Raw genomic sequence first — 22,164 nt, forward strand, 5'->3', positions numbered from 1 at the left:
ACCTCAGGATTCGACGGCAAGCAGGGAGTCGTCGCGGGCATCGGCCTGCGAAGGCGAAGGTGCGGACAGCGCGGCGCGGTCGCACATCGCACCCATGGCCACCACGATCTTGCGTGGCCCCTCGTACGGATCGCGCGCATGCGCGGCGAGCATGTTGTCGAGCATCACCACATCGCCGCGGCGCCAGTCGAAGCGCACCGCGCACTCTTCGTAGGCGCGGCCGATGAGGGCCATGGTCTCGTCGCTGATCGGCGAGCCGTCGCCGAAGCAGACATGGCGCGGCATGCGGTCCGCGCCGACCACGCCCAGCAGGTCTTCGCGCGCGTCCGGCTCCAGGCAGCTCGTGTGGTGCAGCTGGACCTGGTTGAAGAACACGCGATCGCCCGTGACCGGGTGCGTGATCACGGCCGGGCAGCGGGTGCGGGTCTGCAGCGTGTCTTCGTCCAGCCATCGCCAGGCGATGCCGGCGGTGGCCAGCCGCGCCTCGATTTCGGCGCGGCTCTCGGTCTTGAAGAACTCCTGCCAGCTCACGTCGAAGTGCGGCACGAAGGTGCGCACATAGAGCAGTTCCTTGCGCTCGAATTCGGCCACCAGTTCGGCGGGCAGGCGACGCAGCATCTCGCGGCAATCGACGATCGGCGTGGCACCGCCCACGGGCGACGGCAGTTCGCAGAAGAACCACTGCTTGCGCGGCCAGCGGTCCAGGTGCGAGCTCTCGTTGTGATACAGGATCATCTGGCGCTCGGGGTACGGCGTGGAGCGGTAGGTCTTCTTGCCGCCCTCCTTCTTGGGCAGGTCGCCGTAGCTGCCGTACAGCTCGGGCTCGATCATCTCGGCGAAGGCCTCGAAGTCCTGCGGCGTCTCCAGGCCGAAGTTGCGCAGCAGGATGCCGCCGTGCTGGCGCAGCTTGGCCTCGATGAACTCGCGCTGGTCGCGCGCCCAGGCCACGGGATCGAGGTCGCTGCCCGTCGCCTCGATGACGAGCGGGAATTCGCGCGCCGGCGACAGGAAGGACATCCGGATCGGCGAACGCGGTGCGGAGACGGCGTTGCCGCGCTCCTTGCCTACGACCTTCTTGAGCTTCTGCAGTTTGCCCAGTGCGGGCGTCGGGGAAGACATGGTCTTGGTTTCCAAAGAAGAGGAAATGAAAAAACTCTCCAGCGCGTCGGTCGGCGATGTGGCTACCTGCTGCAGAAGATCGCGCCATGCGGCGGATGCCCGTTCGATCGTCTCGCGCCGATACAGGCTGGTGGCGTAGACCCAATTGACCGTGAGCTCGGTCTCGCCCTCGGTGACGAACACGGCCAGGTCGAACTTCGAGGCGATCGTGGGCGGCGGCACGCTCTCGAGGGTCACGCCCGGGATCTCGAATCGGCTGGCGGGCATGTTCTGCATCACGAACAACACCTGCACCAGCGGGTTGTGCTGCTGGCTGCGCGGCACGCCCGCCAGCTCGACGATCTGCTCGAACGACAGGTCCTGGTGCTCGAAGGCCGAGAGCGTGCTTTCCTTGACTTGCGCGAGCCACTGCGTGAAGCCCGTGCCGGGCGCCAGGCGCGAGCGCAGCGGCACCACGCCGACGAAGAAGCCGATGAGCGGCTCGAGCTCGGGGTGGTTGCGGCCGGCGACGTCGGCGCCGACCACCACGTCGTCGCGGCCCGACTGCCGGTGCAGCACCAGCAGGAACACGGCCAGCAGCATCGTGTAGAGCGAGGTGCCGTGCTGCCGCGCCAGTGCACCGAGCGCGTCCGACAGCGTCTTCGGGATCGCGAGATTGACGCTGTCGCCCGCCGTCGACGCGACCTTCGGCCGCGCCAGGTCCGGCACGAGTGTGGACACAGCCGGCACACCATCGAGGTACCCGCGCCAGAACGCGGCCTGCTCGTCGAACGTCGCTTCGAGCTTGCGGTGCTGCCAGTCGGCATAGTCCGCGTACTGGATCGCCAGCGGCGGCAGCTGCGCCGCGCGGCCTTCGCGCAGCGCCGTGTAGAACGCGATGAAATCACGCACGAACACCGCCTCCGACCAGCCGTCGAACGCGATGTGGTGCACGCACAGCAGCAGCATGTGCTCCTGCGGCGCGAGCTGAAGCATGGAGGCGGCGAACACCGGCCCGTTCGCCAGGTCGAAGACGGTGCGCGCATGCGCGGCGAGCGCCTCTTGCACCGCCGCGGCCTTGCGGTCGTCCGGCAGCGCGGAAAGATCGTGCAGCGCGACGACGAGGCCGCCCCGCGGCGCGATGCGCGCGACCGGATCGCCTTCCTCGTTCTCCGGGAAGCTGGTGCGCAAGGCCTCGTGCCTTTGCATGATCGCGTCGAGCGTGGCGCGCACCGCATCGATGTGCAGCGCACCGGACAGCCGCAGCGCCGCCGTCACGTTGTAGGCCGAGCGGCTCTGCGCATCGGAGGCAGCGAACAGCCGGTCCACCAGCCACAGGCGCTGCTGCGATGGCGAGAGGCGCATGTCCGCGTTGCGCGCGACCGGCTGCAGCGCCGGCACCTGTCTGCCGGATTGCTGCGCGGCCTGCTGCGTCTCGCGCACATGGCTGGCGAGCGCGCGCAGCACAGGATGCTCGAAGAGCCGGCGCAACGGCAGCGCGACGTCGTAGGCGACGCGCACGCGCGAAGCGACCTGCGCGGCGAGCAGCGAATGGCCGCCGATCTCGAAGAAGTCGTCATGACGGCCCACGCGCGGCAGGCCCAGCACTTCGGCCCAGATCGCCGCGAGCTTCTCTTCCACCTCGCCTTCGGGCGCTTCGTAGGCCTGTGCCTGGGCCAGCTCCGGCTCGGGCAAGGCCTTGCGGTCCACCTTGCCGTTCGGGTTCAGCGGCAATGCGTCCAGCACCACCAGCGTTCCGGGGACCATGTAGTCCGGCAGGACCTGGCCCAGCCGGTCCTTCAGCGCGGCCACTTCGATGGTCCGATCCGGCTGCGGCGACACATAACCCACCAGCCGCGCACCCGCCGGACCGTCGATGGCCACCACCACGGCTTCGCGCACTTCGGGCTGCGCGAGCAGTTGGGTTTCGATTTCGCCCAGCTCGATGCGGAAGCCCCGCACCTTCACCTGGTGATCGGTGCGCCCCAGGTATTCGAGCTGGCCGTCGCCACGCCAGCGCACCATGTCGCCGGTACGGTAGAGCCGCCCGCCCTGGCCGTCGTCGAACGGGTTGGCGACGAAGCGCTCGGCCGTCAGCTCCGCGCGCGCGAGGTAGCCGCGCGCCAGACCGACGCCGCCCAGGTACAGCTCGCCCGCCACGCCAGGCGGGGTCGGGTTGAGCGCGCCGTCGAGCACGTGCAGCTGTGTGGCCGCGATGGCGCTGCCGAACCTCGGCTCGCGCTCCACCCGATCGGCCGTCACCCAGACGGTGGCCTCGGTCGGTCCGTACATGTTCCAGAGCTCGATGCCGAGCGCCCGCAGGCTCAACGCCAGGTCCGGGTGCATCGCTTCGCCACCGCACAGGGCCTTGAACCGGGCTGGCAGGCCGTGCGCGCGGAAGTCGGCTTCCAGCAGGCGCCAGCCGGCCGGTGTCGACTGCAGCACGGTCACGCCCTGCTCGCGGATCAGGCGGCCCAGGGCTTCGCCGTCGCGCACGACGCCCCTTGGCGCCAGCACGATGCGCGCACCGCACACCAGCGGCAGGTAGAGCTCGAGCGAGGCCATGTCGAAGGACAGCGAGCTCACCGCGACCAGCACGTCGTCCGCCGTCATGCCGGGCCGCTCGCGCATGCTCGCCATCAGGTGGCTCCATGCGTCGTGGCGCACCATCACGCCCTTGGGCTTGCCGGTGGAGCCCGAGGTGTAGATCACGTAGGCGAGGTTCTCGCCGTGCAGTTCGACCTGCGGATCGGTGTCGGGGCCGAACTGCGCCATCGCACCGGGGTCGTCCACCAGCAGCACCGTCGGCTTGTGCGTACCGGAAGCCAGGCGCTCCACCAGCGCCGTCTGGTGGCGCTGCGCGAGCAGCAGCCCGATGCCGCTGGCTTCCACCATGAAAGCCAGCCGCTCCACCGGGTATTCCGGGTCCAGCGGCACATAGGCGCCGCCAGCCTTCAGGATGCCGAGCAGGCCCACCATCATCTCGATGGAGCGCTCCACTGCGATGCCGACCTTGGTCTCGGGCTTCACGCCCAGGGCGATCAGGCGGTGCGCGAGACGGTTCGCGCGCGCATTGAGTTCGCCATAGCTCAGCGTCTGGTCGCCGAAGACCAGCGCCACGGCATCGGGCCGCAGCGCGGCCTGCTGCGCGATCAACTGCGGCACGGGCGTCTCGTTCGGATGGCGCTGCGGGTTCGTACCCCAGGCGGCGAGTTGCGCGCGTCCGGCGGTGCCCAGCAGGTCGACGTCGCCCACTGCCTGTTCGGGATGCTCCGCCAGTGCCTGCACCACCGCCAGGTAGTGCGCGGCCATGCGCTCGATGGTCGCGGCATCGAACAGTTCCGCCGCATAGCGCAGGCTCGCATGCACGCGGCCTTCGGCATCCTCAACGGTCTCCAGCGCCAGCTCGAGCTGCGCGGCCTGTCCGCCGAGCGCGTATTCCTCCAGCGCCAGCCCGGGCAGCCCCTTGAGCACGCCGGCGCCGCTGCGCTGGTGATTGAACAGGACCTGGAACAACGGATTGGTGCCCAGGATGCGCTCGGGCTGCAGTGCCTCGACCAGTTGCTCGAACGGCAGGTCCTGGTGCATCTGCGCGCCCAGCGCCGCTTCGCGGGTCTGCGCCAGCAGTTGCGAGAGGCTGGCGCGGTCATCCATTGCCACGCGCAGCACCTGGGTGTTGGCAAAGAAGCCGATGACGCCTTCGGTCTCCGGCCGGTGGCGGTTGGCGATCGGCACGCCGACGCGCAGGTCCTGCTGCCCGGTGTAGCGGTGCAGCAGCGCCTGGAAGGCGGCGAGCAGCGCCATGAACAGCGTCGCGCCTTCGGCATGCGCGCGCTTGTGCAGCGCCTTCACCAGACTGTCCGGCAGCACCAGGGCATGTTGCATCGCGCCGTAGCGCCCGTCGGTGCGCCGCGGGCGATCGGCCGGCACCTGCAGCACCGGCTGGCCGCGGCCCACATGCGCGGTCCAGTAGGCGAGCTGGCGCTCGCGCTCGCCGCCCTCCAGCCAGTTGCGCTGCCATGCGGCGTAGTCGGCGTACTGGATCGGCAGCGGCTGCAGCGCCGCCGCCCCCTCACCCTGCACGCAGGCGCGGTACTGCGCCACGAACTCGTCCATCACGATGCGCAGCGACCAGCCGTCCGACACGATGTGGTGCATCACCAGCACCAGCACATGCGTCTCGGGCGCCAGCCGGATCAGGCCCACGCGCAAGAGCGGCCCCCGCGCCAGATCGAAGGGCGTGTTGGCGATGCGCCGCGCCGCTTCGCTCGCCGCGGCCTGCGCCTTCTCGCGGTCGGCGGCGGCGTCCGCCGCGAGGTCGATCTGCACGAAGTCGAGTTCGCCGTCCTCGCGGACCAGCTGCTCGACCTGCGCATCGGCATCGACCTGGAACACCGTGCGCAGCGATTCGTGGCGTGCCACCAGCGCCTCGAAGCTGGCGCGCACGGCCGCCACATCCAACGCCCCCGTGAGTTGGAGCGCGCCGCTGATGTGATAGGCCGTGCTCTGCGGGTCCAGTTGCCAGAGGAACCATTGCCTGGCCTGCACATAGGACAGCGTGCGCCGCCGCTCGGGCTGCGCCTTGACGATCGGCAGCCGCGCGAAATCGATCTTCTGCTGCGCCAGCAGGCCCAGGAAGGCCTTCTGCTTGTCGGCCGGGAGGCGGGCAAAGCGCTCCGCGATCTCCTGTTTCTTCGCGTCCATCAATCCTCCAGTGCTTCCAGCAGGCTGGCCATCTGGTCCAGCTCCGCCACTTCGTCGTCCGCACCGGCCGACCGCGCATCGCGCACGGCCTCGCCGATGGCCGCCAGCGACGGCCGCTCGAAATAGGTGCGCAGCGGCAGTTGCACCGCGAACTCGACCTGGGTCTTCGTCTGCACCTGCAGCACGGCCAGCGAATGGCCGCCGATCTCGAAGAAGTTGTCGTGACGTCCCACGCGCGCTACGCCCAGCACGTCGGCCCAGATCGCCGCGAGCTTCTCTTCCACCTCGCCCTCGGGCGCTTCGTAGGCCTGCTGCTGCGCGAGCTCCGGCTGCGGCAGCGCCTTGCGCTCGACCTTGCCGTTCGGGCTCAGCGGCAGCGCCTCCAGCACCACAAGCAGGCTCGGCACCATGTATTCCGGCAGCGCCCGGGCCAGCGTGTCCTTCAGTGCCGCGGTGTCGATCGCCTGCCCCGCATGCGCCGACACGTAGCCCACCAGCCGCGTACCGGCCGGGCCTTCGTTGGCCACCACCACCGCTTCGCGCACTTCGGGCTGCGCCAGCAACTGCGCCTCGATCTCCCCCAGCTCGATGCGGAAGCCCCGCACCTTCACCTGATGGTCGATGCGGCCCAGGTACTCCAGCTGGCCTTCACTGTTCCAGCGCACCAGGTCGCCCGTGCGGTACAGCCGTCCGCCCCGGTCATCGAATGGATCGGCCACGAAGCGCTCGGCCGTCAGACTCGCGCGGTCGAGGTAGCCACGCGCCAGGCCTTCGCCGCCGAGGTACAGCTCGCCCATCGCACCCAGAGGCACGGGCTCCATGTCGGCCCCCAGGACAAGCGCCTTGCGATTCCCCACGACGCGCCCGATCGGGGCGTAAGGCCAGGCCCCCTGCACATCCACGCCCGCGCTCCATGCGCAGGGCGTGATCACGCATTCGGTGGGCCCGTAGGCGTTGTGCAGCTGCTCGGGCGCAAAGGCCTCGCAGGCGGCACGGAAGTCGGCCTGGCTCCAGGCTTCCCCGCCGGCGATGCACAGGCGCACGGCCAGCGGCTCGGCCTTCTCGTCCAGCGCGGCCTGCGCGATGTGGCGCAGGTACGCAGGCGCGAAATACAGCACGTTCACGCGGCTGGCACGCGCCAGCGCGAGCAGTTCCTGCGGCGACTGCCGGCCGGCCGCGGCAACCACCACCGACGCGCCCACCGTCCAAGGCGCGAGCCACTGTTCGGCCGAGGCGTCGAAGCTGATCGAGGCGAACTGCAGCAGCCGGTCGCCCGGGCCGTAGCCGTAGCGGCGCACGATGCTGCGCATGTGCATCGACAGCGGACCGTGCGTGACGGACACGCCCTTGGCGCGCCCGGTGGAGCCCGAGGTGTAGATGACGTAGGCGAGATGCTCGCCGTGCAGCGGCACGTCGGGATTGGTCGCGGGATGGCTGTCGGCCTCGTTGTCGATGCCGTCGAGCGCGAGCTGCACCAGGCCCGGCACCTTTGCCAGCCGCTCGCCGAGGCCGGCGTCGGAACGCGTCAGCACAAGCCGCACGCCGCTGTCGGCCACCATGTAGGCCAGTCGCTCGGACGGGTACTCGGGGTCCAGCGCGACGTAGGCGCCACCGGCCTTCAGGATCGCCAGCAGCCCGATGAACATCTCGGCGCTGCGCGCCAGCGCGATGCCCACCTTGGCCTCGGGCTTCACGCCCAGCGCGATCAGCCGGTGCGCCAGGCGATTGGCGCGCGCGTTGACTTCGCGGTAGCTCAGCCTCGTGCCCTGCGACACCAGCGCCACGGCATCCGGGCTCGCCAGCGCCTGGCGCTCCACGAGGCGGTGCACCGCGTGCGTGTCCATCGGCGGCGCGTCCACCTCTTCCGACGCTTCGCCTGCACCCCAAGACAGCAGCACGCGCTTCTCCTGGTCGGGCAGCACCTCGATCTCGCAGATCCGCCGCTCGGGTTGCGTCGACAGCGCCTGCACGATCGCCTCGGTGGCCGCATACATCAGCCCGCACACCCGCTCGGGGTCCAGCGCCGCATCGACCTGGGCCGACAGCACAAAGCTTTCGCCCAGGTCGTCCACCGACAGATCGAAGGGGTAGTTGGTGCGCTCCTGCCGGTCGAGGATCTGCATGCCTTCCCAGGCTGGCGCTTGCGCCGCATCGTCCCCGGCGGCGCTGTAGCGGTAGTTCAGCAGCGCGGTGAACAGCGGCGTTCTTTCCGGCACGCCGCTGCAGCGCTGCGCCAGCGACAGGCTGGCGTGCTCGTGGTGCATCAGGCCGCTCAGGCTCTGGTGCATCTGGCGCAGGCACTGCGCCACGCTGCGCGGCCCCAGCTTCGCACGCAGCGGCAGCGTGTTGATGAACATGCCCAGTGCCTGCTCGGCATGGGCACCTGCCTGCATGCGACCGAGCAGCACGGTGCCGAACACCACGTCGTCCTTGCCGGTGGTGCGGCTGACCACCAGCGCCCAGGCCAGGTGGAACAGCGTCGCCGCGCTCACGCCATGCCGCTGCGCCTCGCGCCGCACCTGCAGCGCCAATGCGGGTTCGAGCGCGCGCCGCGCCTCGCGGACCTGCGTGCCGTCGCCCTGCACGTCGAGCAAGTTGAAGGGCGCCGTCGGCTCCTGCACATCGCCCAGCATCTTGCGGAAGAAGGCCTCGTGCTCGGCCCGGCCCATGCCGAGCTTCGCCTGCCCCACGAAGCGCCGGAACGGCACCGCCTCTGGCAGCGCCTGCCGCAGGCCTTGCTGGATCAGCGCGATCTCCTTGACGATCAGCTCCAGCGTCGTGTGGTCCACGCCCATGTGGTGCTGCGGGATCTGCAGCAGCCAGCGCACGTTGGCCGCATCGTGGACCGCCACCGCGCGCAGCATCGGTGCCGTGCGCACGTCGATGCGGTAGTGGCCCGGGTCCACGAAGGCGTTGAGCCGGGCCAGCGCATCCTCGCCCCGCGCCACGTCCACCCATTGCAGCGTGAGCTCGGCCTTGCGATACACCACCTGCACCGGCTCGTCGAGTTCTTCCCACAGCACGGCTGTGCGCAGGATGTCGTGGCGCGCGATCACCTCGTTGAAGCTCGCGATGAAGCGCTCCAGCCGCTCGCGACTGTCGAAGGCCACGCAGTTGAGCGTGATGTAGGCATCGCCCTCGGCCTGCAGCAGGTGATGGAACAGCATGCCTTCCTGCATCGGCACCAGCGGGTAGATGTCCTGGATGTTGGCTGCGCCGCCCGGCACCGCCGCCTCGATGCGCGCGATCTGCCGTGCGTCGAGATCGACCAGCGTCAGCATCTCCGGCTGGATCGCCTTGCAATCCGCCGGAATGCCGTTGAGTGGCACCACCACCTCGCGGCGCACCGGCTCCACCGCCAGCGCCTGTGCGAAGGCGCCCAGTTCGGGCTGTTGGAACAGCGTGCGCACCTGCGTCGTCCAGCCTTGTGCGCGCATGCGCTCGAGCAGCCGCAGCGCCAGCAGCGAATGGCCTCCCAGTTCGAAGAAGTTGTCGTTGCGACCTACGCGTGTCACGCCCAGCACATCGGCCCAGATCGCGGCCAGCTTCTCTTCGACCTCGCCTTCGGGCGCCTCGTAAGCTCGCTCGCTCGTGAACTCCGCCGCCGGCAATGCCTTGCGGTCCACCTTGCCGTTGGCATTCAGCGGCAAGCCTTCGAGCACCACGATCGCCGACGGCACCATGTAATCAGGCAGTGCCTGGCCCAGCTTGGCTTTCAAGTCGGCGATGTCGATGACCTGGCCGGCATGCGCCGACACATAGCCCACCAGCCGCGTGCCAGCGGGGCCTTCGTTGGCCACCACCACCGCTTCGCGCACTTCCACTTGTGCCAGCAGTTGCGCCTCGATCTCTCCCAGCTCGATGCGGAAGCCCCGCACCTTCACCTGGTGGTCGATGCGGCCCAGGTACTCCAGTTGACCTTCCGAGTTCCAGCGCACGAGGTCACCGGTGCGGTACAGCCGCTCGCCGTCCGGCCCCGCGACGAAGCGCTCCGACGTGAGGCCTGCCCGATGCAGATAACCGCGCGCGAGGCCGGCGCCGAAGACATGCAGTTCGCCAACCACGCCGATCGGCACCGCATTCATCTGCGCATCGAGCACGCGCAGCCCGAGGTCCGGAATCGCGAGGCCCACAGGACTGCGCTGCTGGCCGATGTCGGCCGCGGTGATCCGGCGGTAGGTCACGTGCACCGTGGTCTCGGTGATGCCGTACATGTTGACCAGGTGCGGGCTTTCGTCGCCGTGGTGTTCGATCCACTGGCGCAGCCGCTGCGGGTCGAGCGCCTCGCCGCCGAAGATCACCACGCGCAGCGCCAGCCGCTCCTGGTAGGTCTGCGGCAGGCTGGCCAGTTGGCCGAAGGCCGAAGGCGTCTGGTTGAGCACCGTCACCTGCTGATCGCGCAGCAGTTGCAGGAAATCCTCGGGCGAGCGGCTGACCCAGAAGGGCACGATGACCAGCTTGCCGCCGGTGCACAGCGCACCGAAGATTTCCCACACCGAGAAATCGAAGGCGTAGGAATGGAACAGGGTCCAGGTGTCATGCCGGCCGAAATGGAACCAGGCATCGGTCGCGGCGAGCAGCCGCGTCACGTTGCGATGGCACAGCTGCGCGCCCTTGGGCCTGCCGGTGGAGCCGGAGGTGTAGATGACGTAGGCGAGGTTCTCGCCGTGCAGTGCGACCTGCGGGTCGTGCGCAGGCTGGTCGTCGAGCGCCAGCGTGTCGAGCGACAGCACCTGCAGCCCTTCGGCGCCCGGGATCAACGAACTCAGGTGGCTCTGCGTCAGCAGCAGCGTCACGCCGCTGTCGGCCACCATGTAGGCCAGCCGGTCCACCGGATATTCGGGATCCAGCGGCACATAGGCGCCACCGGCCTTCAGGATGCCCAGCAGGCCCACCATCATCTCGATGGAGCGCTCCACTGCGATGCCGACCTTGGTCTCGGGCTGCACGCCCAAGGCGATCAGATGGTGCGCCAGGCGATTGGCGCGCGCATTGAGTTCGCCATAGCTCAGCGTCTGGTCGCCGAAGACCAGCGCCACGGCATCGGGCTGCTGCGCAGCCTGCTGCTCGATCAGGCGATGCACCGGCGTCGCGCCGGAATGGCTCTGCGGCTTCGAGCCCCAGGCCGCGAGCTGTGCGCGTTCGGCGTCGCCCAGCAGCACCACCTCGCACACCGCCTGCCCGGGGCGCGTGGACAGGGCCTCGACGATCCCGTGGACCGCAGTGCGCATGAAATCGCACATGCGCTGCGCATCGACCTGCCGGCTGATCTGCGCGATCAGCACGAATTCGTCGCCGACATCGTTGATCGACATCGTGAACGGGAAGTTCGTGCGCTCCTTCTCGCTCAGCATCGCCATGCCATGCAGGGCGCCGGATTCCGCCGCCTCGTCGCGTTGCGGGACGTGGCGGTAGTTGAGCAACGCCGAGAACAGCGGCGTGGCGACCGGCAGCGCACTGCAGCGCTGCGCCAGTGCCAGGCTCGCGTGCTCGTGGTGCATCAACGCACTCAGGGCGGCGTGCGTCTGGCGCAGGCATTGCGCGACGCTCTGCGCATCCACGCGCACGCGCAGCGGCAGCGTGTTGACGAACATGCCGATGGCCCGTTCGGCATGGGCATCGCCACTCATGCGGCCGAACAGCACGGTGCCGAAGACCACGTCCTGCCGGCCGGTCGTGCGGGCCAGCACCAGGGCCCAGGCCAGGTGGAACAGCGACGCCGCGCTCACGCCGTGGCGCTGCGCCTGCCGCCTCAGCGCTCGCGCGAAGCCACTGTCCAGGGACAGCCTGACCTCGTCGATTTCGTCGCCGTTGCCCTGCACGTCGAGCAGTTCGAAGGGGGCCGTCGGCTCCTGCACGTCGCCCAGCATCTGGCGGAAGAAGGCCTCGTGCTCGGCCTGGCTCACGCCCAGCCTGGCCTGCGCCACGAAGCGGCGGAAGGGCACGGGTTCGGGCAGCGTATGCGCCTGGCCTTGCTGGATCTGCGCGATTTCCTCGCCGATCATCCGCAGCGTGGTGTTGTCGTCGATCAGGTGATGGCTGAGCACCTGCAGCAGCCAGCGCCCGTTGGACACATCGTGAACCGCCGTCGCCTTGAGCATCGGCGCCGTGCGCACGTCGATGCGATGGTGGTCCGGCCCCGCGAAGGCGTTGAGCCGGCCCAGCGCGTCGAGTCCCTGCGAGTCTTCGGGAATATCCAGCCATTGCAGCGCGAGTTCGGCCTTGCGATACACCACCTGCACCGGCTCGTCGAGTTCTTCCCACAGCACCGCCGTGCGAAGGATGTCGTGGCGCGCGATCACCTCGTTAAAGCTCGCGATGAAGCGCTCCAGCCGCTCGCGGCTGTCAAAGCCCATCCCGTGCTCGGTGACGTACGCGTCGCCATCGGCCTGCAGCAGGTGATGGAACAGCATGCCCTCCTGCATCGGCACCAGCGGGTAGATGTCCTGGATGTTGGCCGCGCCGCCAGGCACCGCCGCCTCGATGCGGGAGATCTGCCGCGCATCGAGCTTCACCAGCGTCAGCATCTCGGGCTGGATTGCGATGCAATCCGCCGGAATGCCGTTGGGCGGTACCACCACTTCGCGACGCACAGGCTCCACCGCCAGCGCCTCTGCGAAGGCACCGAGCTGAGGGTTCTGGAACAGCGTGCGTACCTGCGTCGTCCAGCCCTGGGCGCGCATGCGCTCGAGCAGCCGCAGCGCCAGCAGCGAGTGGCCGCCCAGCTCGAAGAAGTTGTCGTTGCGGCCCACACGGGGTACGCCCAGCATCTCGGCCCAGATCGCGGCAAGCTTCTCTTCGACCTCGCCTTCGGGCGCCTCGTACGCACGCTCGCTCGTGAACTCGGCCGCCGGCAGGGCCTTGCGGTCCACCTTACCGTTGGCGTTCAGCGGCAGGCCTTCGAGCACAACGATGGCCGAGGGCACCATGTAATCGGGCAGCGCCTGACCCAACTTGCTTTTCAGTTCGGCAATGTCGATCACATGACCGGCGTTTGCCGACACATAGGCCACCAGCCGCGCGCCGGCGGGGCCTTCGTTGGCCACCACCACCGCCTCGCGCACTTCAACTTGTGCGAGCAACTGCGCCTCGATCTCCCCCAGCTCGATGCGGAAGCCCCGCACCTTCACCTGGTGGTCGATGCGGCCCAGATACTCCAGCTGGCCTTCCGAGTTCCAGCGCACCAGGTCGCCCGTGCGGTACAGCCGTCCGCCCTCGTCGTCGAACGGATCAGCCACGAAGCGCTCGGCCGTCAGCCCCGCGCGATCGAGGTAGCCGCGCCCCAGGCCGACACCCCCCAGGTACAGCTCGCCAGCCACGCCCTCGGGCACAAGGCCCAGTGCGGCATCGAGCACGCAGGTCTTCAGGCCATCGATGGGGCGGCCGATCGGCACCTGGCTGCGGCCGTCCGCACGGCACTGCCAGTGCGTCACGTCGATCGCCGCCTCGGTCGGGCCATAGAGGTTGTAAAGGCGCGCACGCGGCAGCCGCTGGAACACCGCGTTCTGCGCTTCGGCCGGCAAGGCCTCGCCGCTGCAGACGATGCGTTCCAGGCTCTCGCAGGCCTCGACGCCTTCGTGCGCCAGGAAGGCCTGCAGCATCGACGGCACGAAGTGCAGCGTGCTGATGCGGTGCTCGCGAATCAGCGCCACCAGCCGCGACGGATCGCGGTGGTCGCCCGGATTGGCGAGCACCAGGCGCGCGCCGGTCATCAGCGGCCAGAAGAACTCCCACACCGAGACGTCGAAGCTGAACGGCGTCTTCTGCAGCACGGTGTCGGTGCTGTCCAGGCCATAGGCCGCCTGCATCCAGGCCAGCCGGTTGTGCAGCGCACGGTGCCGGTTGGCTGCGCCCTTGGGGCGGCCGGTGGAGCCGGAGGTGTAGATGATGTAGGCGAGGTTCTCGTCGTGCAGCGCGACCTGTGGGTCGTGCGCGGGCTGGTCGTCGAGCGCCAGCGTGTCCAGCGACAGCACCTGCAGGCCCTCGATGCCAGGCACGCTCAGGTGGCTCTGAGTGAGCAGCAGCGCCACGCCGCTGTCGGCCACCATGTAGGCCAGCCGCTCGGCCGGGTACTCTGGGTCCAACGGCACGTAAGCGCCGCCGGCCTTCAGGATGGCCAGCAAGCCCACGACCATCTCGATGGAGCGCTCCACCGCGATGCCGACCTTGGTCTCGGGCTTCACGCCCAGCGCGATCAGATGGTGGGCCAGGCGGTTCGCTCTTGCACTGAGTTCGCCGTAGCTCAGCGTCTGCTCTCCGAAAACCAGTGCCTCGGCATCGGGGTGCCGCGACACCTGCTGCTCGATCAGGCGATGCACCGGCGTCGCATCGGGATGGCCTTGCGGGTTCGTGCCCCACGCCGCGAGTTGTGCGCGCTCGGCTTCGCCCAGCAACACCACCTCGCCGATTGCCTGTTCCGGACGGTCCGCCAGGGCCTGCAGCACGGCCAGGTAGTGCGTCGCCATGCGCGCGATGGTCGAGGCATCGAACAGCTCCGCCGCGTAGCTGAACTTCGCATGCAGCCGGCCATCGGGGCTTTCGTCGGTGAGCAGCATCAGTTCGAACTGCGCGGCCTGGGGACCCAGGTCATAGGGTTCGAGCGTGAGGCCCGAAAGGCCCTTCAACCCCGAGAAATCGCTGCGCTGGTGATTGAACATCACCTGGAACAACGGATGAACGCCGGCGATGCGCTCGGGCTGCAGGGCCTCGACCAATTGCTCGAACGGCAGGTCCTGGTGCATCTGCGCGCCCAGCGACGCTTCGCGGGCCTGTGCCAGCAGTTGCAACAGGCTGGTGCGCTCGTCCGCCACGCTGCGCAGCACCTGGGTGTTGACGAAGAAGCCGATGACGCTCTCGGTCTCCACGCGGTGGCGGTTCGCGATCGGCACGCCCACGCGGATGTCTTCCTGGCCGCTGTAGCGGCGGAGCAGCGCCTGGAAGCCGACCAACAGCACCATGAACAGCGTGACGCCCTGGGCCTGCGCCTGCTTCTGCAGACCCTGGACCAGCGACGCGGGCAGCTCGACCCGATGGGCGACGGCGGTGTAGCGGGCATCGGCCTTGCGCAGCCGGGCCAGCGGCAACTGCAGCACCGGCTGCGTCTCGCCGAGCTGCGTCTTCCAGTAGGAGAGCTGGCGGTCCTGTTCACCGGCCTCCAGCCAGTGCCGTTGCCACACCGCGTAGTCGGCGTACTGGATCGGCAATGGCGCCAGCGCCAGCGCCGGCGCCTCGCCCCGCACGCGGGCGCGGTACTGCGCCACGAACTCGTCCACGATGATCTGCAGCGACCAGCCGTCCGACACGATGTGGTGCATCACCAGCATGAGCACATGCGTTTCGGGTGCGAGACGGATCAAGCCCACGCGCAGGAGCGGGCCCTGCGTCAGGTCGAAGGGCGTGCCGCCGATGCGCTGCGCCGCTTCGCGCGCCATCGCGTCGCGCTGGCCGGCATCCGCCAGGCTCAGGTCCACCAGCGAGAAGTCGAATTCGCCGTCCTCGCCGATCACCTGTTCGGCGAGGCCGTCGGCGTCGGCGCGGAATACCGTGCGCAGCGACTCATGGCGCGCCACCAGCGCTTCGAAGCTCGCGCGCACCGCGTCCACTTCCAGCGCACCGCTGAGCTGCAGCGCATCGCTGATGTGATAGGCCGTGCTCGTCGGGTCGAGCTGCCACAGGAACCACTGGCGCAGCTGTGCATAGGACACATGGCAGCGGCCCGGGGTCTCGCTCTCGCGCGCGAGGATCGGAAACTGGTCGAGCGTCAGCCCCTTCGAACGAATCCCCTGATACACGACACGACGCTGTTCGGTGGGCAACCGGGAGAAGCGCTCTGCAATGCGACGGGTCGCGGTTGTTTCCATCAAACAGCCTCCATGCTGTCAAGCAGTGAATCGATTTCCGAAAGCGCCTGGTCGGTGGTGCCCTCCTGGTGCGTGGCCGCCAGCAGCGCCGCTTGCGCAGCCAGCGTCGGGTGCTGGAAGACGTCGCGGATCGTGAGCTGGCCGCGAGCGACACCCTGCACGCGGGCCACGAACTGCGCGACCAGCAGCGAGTGGCCGCCGAGCTCGAAGAAGTTGTCGTGCCGGCCCACGCGCTCTGCGCCCAGCACCTCGGCCCAGATCGCGGCGAGCTTCTCTTCGACCTCGCCCTCGGGCGCCTCATAGGCTCGCTCGCTCGCGAACTCCGCAGCCGGCAGCGCTTTGCGGTCCACTTTGCCGTTGGCGTTCAGCGGCAGGCCGTCGAGCACCACCCACGCCGCCGGCACCATGTAGTCGGGCAGTGCCGTGCCCAACCTGCTTTTCAGTTCGGCGATGTCGATCGCCTGGCCGGCATGCGCCGACACATAGCCCACAAGCCGCGTACCGGTGGGGCCTTCGCTGGCCACCACCACCGCTTCGCGCACTTCGGGCTGCGCCAGCAACTGCGCCTCGATCTCCCCCAGCTCTATGCGGAAGCCCCGCACCTTCACCTGGTGGTCGATGCGCCCCAGGTACTCCAGCTGGCCTTCACTGTTCCAGCGCACCAGGTCGCCCGTGCGGTACAGCCGCTCCCCGTGGTTCGCCGCCACGAAGCGCTCGGCCGTCAGAGCCGCACGGTTCAGGTAGCCCCGTGCCAGGCCTTCGCCCGACACATGCAGTTCACCGGCCACGCCGATCGGCACCGGGTTCAGCTGCGCATCGAGCACGCGCAAGCCCAGGTCGGGAATGGCAACGCCGACGGGACTGCGTTGCCGACCGATATCGGCCGCGGTGATCCGGCGCCAGGTCACGTGCACCGTCGTCTCGGTGATGCCGTACATGTTGACCAGTTGCGGATGCTGGTCGCCATGGTGTTCGATCCAGGTCCGCAACCTCTGCGGCTCCAGCGCCTCGCCGCCGAAGATCACCGTGCGCAGCGCGAGGCCGCCTTCATGGGCCTGCGGCAGGCTCGTGAGCTGGCCGAAGGCCGAGGGCGTCTGGTTGAGCACGGTCACCTGCTCTTCGCGCAGCAGGCGCAGGAAGTCCCCGGGCGAGCGGCTGGCCCAGAAGGGCACGATGACCAGCTTGCCGCCGGTGCACAGCGCGCCGAAGATTTCCCACACCGAGAAATCGAAGGCATAGGAGTGGAACATCGTCCACACGTCCTGGGGTCCGAAGTGGAACCACGGCGCGGTCGCATCGAGCAGCCGCGTCACGTTGCGATGGCACAGCTGCGCGCCCTTGGGCCTGCCGGTGGAACCGGAGGTGTAGATGACGTAGGCGAGGTTGTCGCCGCTCAACGCGACCTGCGGGTCGGCGTCGGATTCGCTGCCCGTGTCCAGCGTGTCGAGCGCGAGCACCTGCAATGCCTCGATGCCGGGCACGTCCAGGTGGCCCTGCGTGAGCAAGAGCTCGATGCCGCTGTCGGCGACCATGTAGGCCAGCCGGTCCGCCGGGTACTCCGGGTCCAGCGGCACGTAGGCACCGCCGGCCTTCAGGATCGCAAGAATCCCCACCACCATCGCGATCGAACGCTCCACCGCGATGCCCACCTTCGCTTCGGGCCTCACACCGAGCGCGATCAGGCGATGGGCCAGGCGGTTCGCGCGTGCGTTGAGCTCGCCGTAGCCGAGCGTCTCGCCATCGAACGCCAGCGCGGGCGCACCTGGCCGCAGCTTCGCTTGCTGTTCGATCCGGCGGTGCAGCGGTCCGGTGTCCGTTGCGCGCGGCGCGTGTTCGCTCCACGCCGCGAGTTGCGCCTGCTCGGCCTGGCTCAGCAGCATCACGTCGCCCACGGCTTGCTCCGGCGCATCCGCCAGCGCCTGGAGCACCGCGAGGTAGTGCCCCGCCATGCGTTCCATCGTCTCTGCGTCGAACAACTCGGCCGCATAGCGCAAGCTCGCCTGCACCCGGCCGTCCATGTCTTCGCTGGTGTCCAGCGCCAGCTCGAACTGGGCGGCCTGCGCTTCCAGTTCGTAATCCGTCAGCGTAAGGCCGGGCAGGCTTTGCAACGCGCGGAAGTCGCCGCGCTGGTGATTGAACATCACCTGGAACAGCGGGCTCGTGCTCAGGCTGCGCTCGGGTTGCAACGCTTCGACGAGCTGCTCGAACGGCAGGTCCTGGTGCGCCTGCGCGCCCAACGCCGCATCGCGGGCCTGCGCCAGCACCTGCGACAGCGTCGCGCGGCCGTCCACCACGCCGCGCAGCACCTGCGTGTTGACGAAGAAGCCGATGACGCCCTCGACCTCCGCCCGATGGCGGTTGGCCACCGGTACGCCCAGGCGAATGTCCGACTGGCCGGTGTAGCGGCTGAGCAGCACCTGGAAGCCGGCGAGCAGCACCATGAACAGCGTCGCGCCCTGGTCCTGTGCACGCCGATGCAGAGCCTTGACGAGCCCTTCGGGCAATGCGAAGCCGTGGCGCACGGCGTTGTAGCGCCCATCCGCGCGCCGCGCATGGTCGGTGGGCAGTTGCAGCACGGGCTGCTCGGAGCCCACATGCGCCGTCCAGTACGCGAGTTGCCGTTCCTTCTCGCCGGCTTCGAGCCAGGCGCGCTGCCAGGCTGCGTAATCCGCGTACTGGAGCGGCAGGGGCTGCAGCTCGGGCGCATGGCCCAGGACGCGTGCGCGGTAGCACTCCACGAACTCGTCCACGATGATCTGCATCGACCAGCCATCGGACACGATGTGGTGCATCACGACGACCAGCACATGCACCTCGGCCGCCAGGCGGATCAGGCCGACGCGCAGCAGCGGGCCTTCGCCCAGGTCGAAGGGCGTATCGCTGAGGCGGCGCGCCTCTTGCCTGGCGCGGGCCTCGCGCTTCCCGTCTTCGGCAACGTTGCCCAGATCGATCAGCGAGAAATCGATGCCGCCGGTTTCGCGGATCACCTGCGCGGCCATGCCCAAGGCATCGGCACGGAACACCGTGCGCAACGACTCGTGGCGCTGCACCAGTTCATTCAGGCTTGCGCGCACCGCGTTCGTGTCCAGTGCACCGGCGAGCCGCAGCGCGCCGCTGACGTGGTAGGCCGTGCTCTGCGGATCGAGTTGCCACAGGAACCATTGGCGCGCCTGCGCATGGGACAGCGCGAGACCGCCTGCGCGCTGCGATGCCGGCAGCGCCGGGATCGAGGGAACGTCCACCGCGGCATCGTCGCCACGGATCGCACGGGCGATCGACGCCAGGCCCTGGTGTTCGAACACCTGGCGCGGGCTCATCCGGATGCCCTGCCGGTGGGCGCGGGCGACCACCTTCAGGCTGAGAATCGAGTCGCCGCCGAGTTCGAAGAAGTTGTCGTTGCGTCCCACGCGCGCCACACCCAGCACCTCGGCCCAGATGGCCGCCAGCGCCTGCTCCACCTCGCCCTGGGGCGCTTCGTAGGCTCGCTCGCTCGTGAACTCCGCGCGCGGCAGCGCCTTGCGGTCCACCTTGCCGTTGGCATTCAGCGGCAGGCGCTCCAGCACCATCACCACGCCGGGCACCATGTAGTCGGGCAGCACCGAGCCAAGTCGGCCGCGCAGCGCGGTCACGTCGATCGCCTGGCCCACGTGCGCCGAGACATAGCCCACCAGCCGCGCGCCCGAGGGACCTTCGTCGGCCACAACCACCGCTTCACGCACCTCGGGCTGCGCCAGCAACTGCGCCTCGATCTCCCCCAGCTCGATGCGGAAGCCTCGCACCTTCACCTGGTGGTCGATGCGACCCAGGTACTCGATCTGGCCCTCGCTGTTCCATCGCACCAGGTCGCCCGTGCGGTACAGCCGCTGGCCGTTGTTCGTGGCCACGAAGCGCTCGGACGTCAGGCCGGCACGGTTCAGATAACCCCGCGCGAGGTTGATCCCGCCCAGGTACAGCTCGCCCGCCACACCCGCGGGCACTTCATTCAGCTGCGCATCGAGCACATACGCCTGCGTGTCGCTGATGGGCCGTCCGATCGGCACCTGGCTCAGCCCGTCGTCGCGGCAGGTCCACTGCGTGACGTGGATGGTGGTCTCGGTCGGACCGTACAGGTTCTGCAGCGAGGCACCCTTCAAGCGCTGCAGGGCTTCGCGCTGCGTGGCCGCGGGCATGGCCTCGCCGCCGCAGATGATGTAGCGCAGCCGCGTGGTGGCCTCGATGCCCTCGTGCGCAAGAAAGGCCTGCAGCATCGAGGGCACGAAGTTCAGGGTGGTGATCTGGTGGCGCTGGATCAACTGCACCAGCCGCTCGGGGTCGCGGTGGTCGCCGGGGTTGGCGATGACCAGCCGCACGCCGGTGGTCAGGGGCCAGAACATCTCCCAGCACGAGACGTCGAAGCCGAACGGCGCCTTGTGCAGCACGGTGTCGGCCTCGGTGAGGCGGTAGGTCTCCTGCATCCAGGCCATGCAGCTGTAGAGGGCGTCGTGGCGGATCGCCGCGCCCTTGGGCTTGCCGGTGGAGCCGGAGGTGTAGATGACGTAGGCCAGGTGTTCGCCGTGCAGCGCGACCTCGGGGTCGGCTCCGGATTCGGCATTGACGTCCAGGGTGTCGAGTTCGAGAACCCGCAGTGCGTCACCGGCGGGCAGCAAGGGACGCAGGTGGTGCTGGGTCAGCAGCAGCGACAGCCCGCTGTCGGCCACCATGTAGGCCAGGCGATCGGCGGGGTACTCGGGGTCCAGGGGCACGTAGGCACCACCGGCCTTCAGGATCGCCAGGATGCCGACCATCATTTCGACCGAGCGGTCGACCGCGATGCCCACGAGGGCCTCGGGCTTCACGCCCAGCGCGATCAGGCGGTGCGCGAGGTGGTTGGCGCGGGCATTGAGTTCACCGTAGCTCAGCACCTCGTCGCCGAACAGCAGCGCTGTTGCGTCGGGCGTTTGCCGCGCGTGCTGCTCGATCTGCCGGTGCACCGGCTGCGCGCCTTCGTGCCGCAACCTGTTCTCGCTCCAGACGGCCAGCTGCGCGCGCTCGGTCTCGCCAAGCAGCGCCACATCGCTCACGGCCTGTTCCGGCGCCGACGCCATGGCCTGCAACACCGCCAGATAGTGCCCGGCCATGCGCTCGATGGTCTGCACGTCGAACAGCTCCGACGCATAGAGGATGGTCGCGTCGACCCGGCCGTCCTCGAGTTCGAGCGTCTGCAAGGTCAGCTCGAACTGCGCGGCCTCTTCCTCGAAGTCCAGGCGCTGCACGGCAACGCCTGGCCACTCGGCCAGCGAGCGATGGTCGCGGCGCAGGTGGTTGAACATCACCTGGAACAGCGGATTGGCGCTCAGGCTGCGTTCGGGCTGCAGCGCGCCGACCAGTTGCTCGAAGGGAAGATCCTGATGCGTCTGCGCGCCGATGGCGGCGTCGCGGGTCTGCACCAGCAAATCGGTCAACGCCATGCGCGCATCGATCTGCGAGCGCAGCACCTGGGTGTTGACGAAGAAGCCGACGACCCCCGCCGTTTCGGCGCGGTTGCGATTGGCAATGGGCACGCCGACGCGCACATCCGTCTGCGCCGTGTGGCGGAACAGCAGCGCATTGAAGCCGGCGAGCAGCGCCATGAACAGCGTCGCGCCCTGCCCTTGCGCCTGCTGCCGCAACCGCTCGATGGTGTCGGCGGGCAGCGCGAAGGTGTGGTGCGCCGCGCGATAGCGGCCATCGGCCTTGCGCGGATGATCGGTGTGCAGCGAGATCACCGGCTGCTCCGTGCCCAGGTGAGCACGCCACCAGCCGAGCTGGCGCTCGCCTTCGCCCTCGGCCAGCCACTGGCGCTGCCAGAGCGCGTAGTCGGCGTACTGGATCGGCAGCTCGGCATGCACCGGCACCTGGCCCTGCACACGCGCCGCGTACTGCACGGCCAGCTCGTCGAGGATCAACTGGACCGACCAGCCGTCCGACACGATGTGGTGCATCACGACCAGCAGCCGATGGCTTTGCGCGCCGGTGCGCAGCAGCACGGCGCGCATCAGCGGGCCGCGCGTGAGGTCGAAGGGCTCGGTGCGGATGCGCCGCACCTCCTGCTGGATCGCCGCAGCGCGCGCCGCACCATCCAGCGCAGCCAGGTCGATGCAGGACAGCGCGACGTCGGCCGTCTCCTGGACGACCTGCTCCACCTCGCCGTCGCCGGCCTCGTGGAAGACGGTGCGCAGCGATTCGTGGCGATCGACCAGCGCCTGCACGCTGGCGCGCAGCGCCAGGACGTCGAGATCGCCATCGAGCACGAGGCCGCCGCTCAGGTGATAGGCGGTGCCCGCCGGGTCCAGCTTCCAGAGAAACCACTGCCGTTGCTGCGCAAAGGACAAGGCGATGCGCTCGCCCGCCGGTCGCCGTGGAATCGACGACCGCTCGGCGCGATCGGCGTTGCCCGCACCGCGCAGGCGCTGCGCCAGCCTGGCGCGCTGTTCCGCCGTCAGGTTGGCACGGCGCGTGGAAATGTCTTGGATGTCGGACATGG

General features: G+C 69.0%; 3 protein-coding genes. All 3 read right to left on the minus strand.

The window, feature by feature from the left end:
• Positions 1-3: 3 nt before the first annotated feature.
• The 3 genes from GNX71_RS23475 to GNX71_RS23485 are packed head-to-tail and all read right to left on the minus strand — an operon-like array spanning position 4 to position 22,162.
• Positions 4-5,802 (minus strand): non-ribosomal peptide synthetase, encoded by a 5,799-nt coding sequence (locus tag GNX71_RS23475; protein WP_206174653.1) that lies wholly within the window; start codon positions 5,800-5,802, stop codon positions 4-6.
• On the minus strand, positions 5,802-15,662 hold the full coding sequence (locus GNX71_RS23480; RefSeq protein WP_206174654.1) for a non-ribosomal peptide synthetase: 9,861 nt from the start codon (positions 15,660-15,662) through the stop codon (positions 5,802-5,804). Before GNX71_RS23480 ends, GNX71_RS23475 begins: the two co-directional genes overlap by 1 nt.
• Positions 15,662-22,162 carry a non-ribosomal peptide synthetase gene (locus tag GNX71_RS23485; protein ID WP_241027031.1) on the minus strand — a complete coding sequence of 2,167 codons (6,501 nt, stop codon included), beginning with the start codon at positions 22,160-22,162 and terminating at the stop codon, positions 15,662-15,664. The genes GNX71_RS23480 and GNX71_RS23485 overlap by 1 nt, the downstream gene beginning before the upstream one ends.
• Between the last annotated feature and the right edge of the window lie 2 nt (positions 22,163-22,164).

This window comes from Variovorax sp. RKNM96, from assembly GCF_017161115.1.
Classification (GTDB): Bacteria; Pseudomonadota; Gammaproteobacteria; order Burkholderiales; family Burkholderiaceae_C; genus Variovorax.

Bases quoted from the DNA above. Each gene is read 5' to 3' on its own strand.
- GNX71_RS23480 (WP_206174654.1), bottom strand. From the start codon at position 15,662: ATGGAAACAACCGCGACCCGTCGCATTGCAGAGCGCTTCTCCCGGTTG.
- GNX71_RS23485 (WP_241027031.1), bottom strand. From the start codon at position 22,162: ATGTCCGACATCCAAGACATTTCCACGCGCCGTGCCAACCTGACGGCG.
- GNX71_RS23475 (WP_206174653.1), bottom strand. From the start codon at position 5,802: ATGGACGCGAAGAAACAGGAGATCGCGGAGCGCTTTGCCCGCCTCCCG.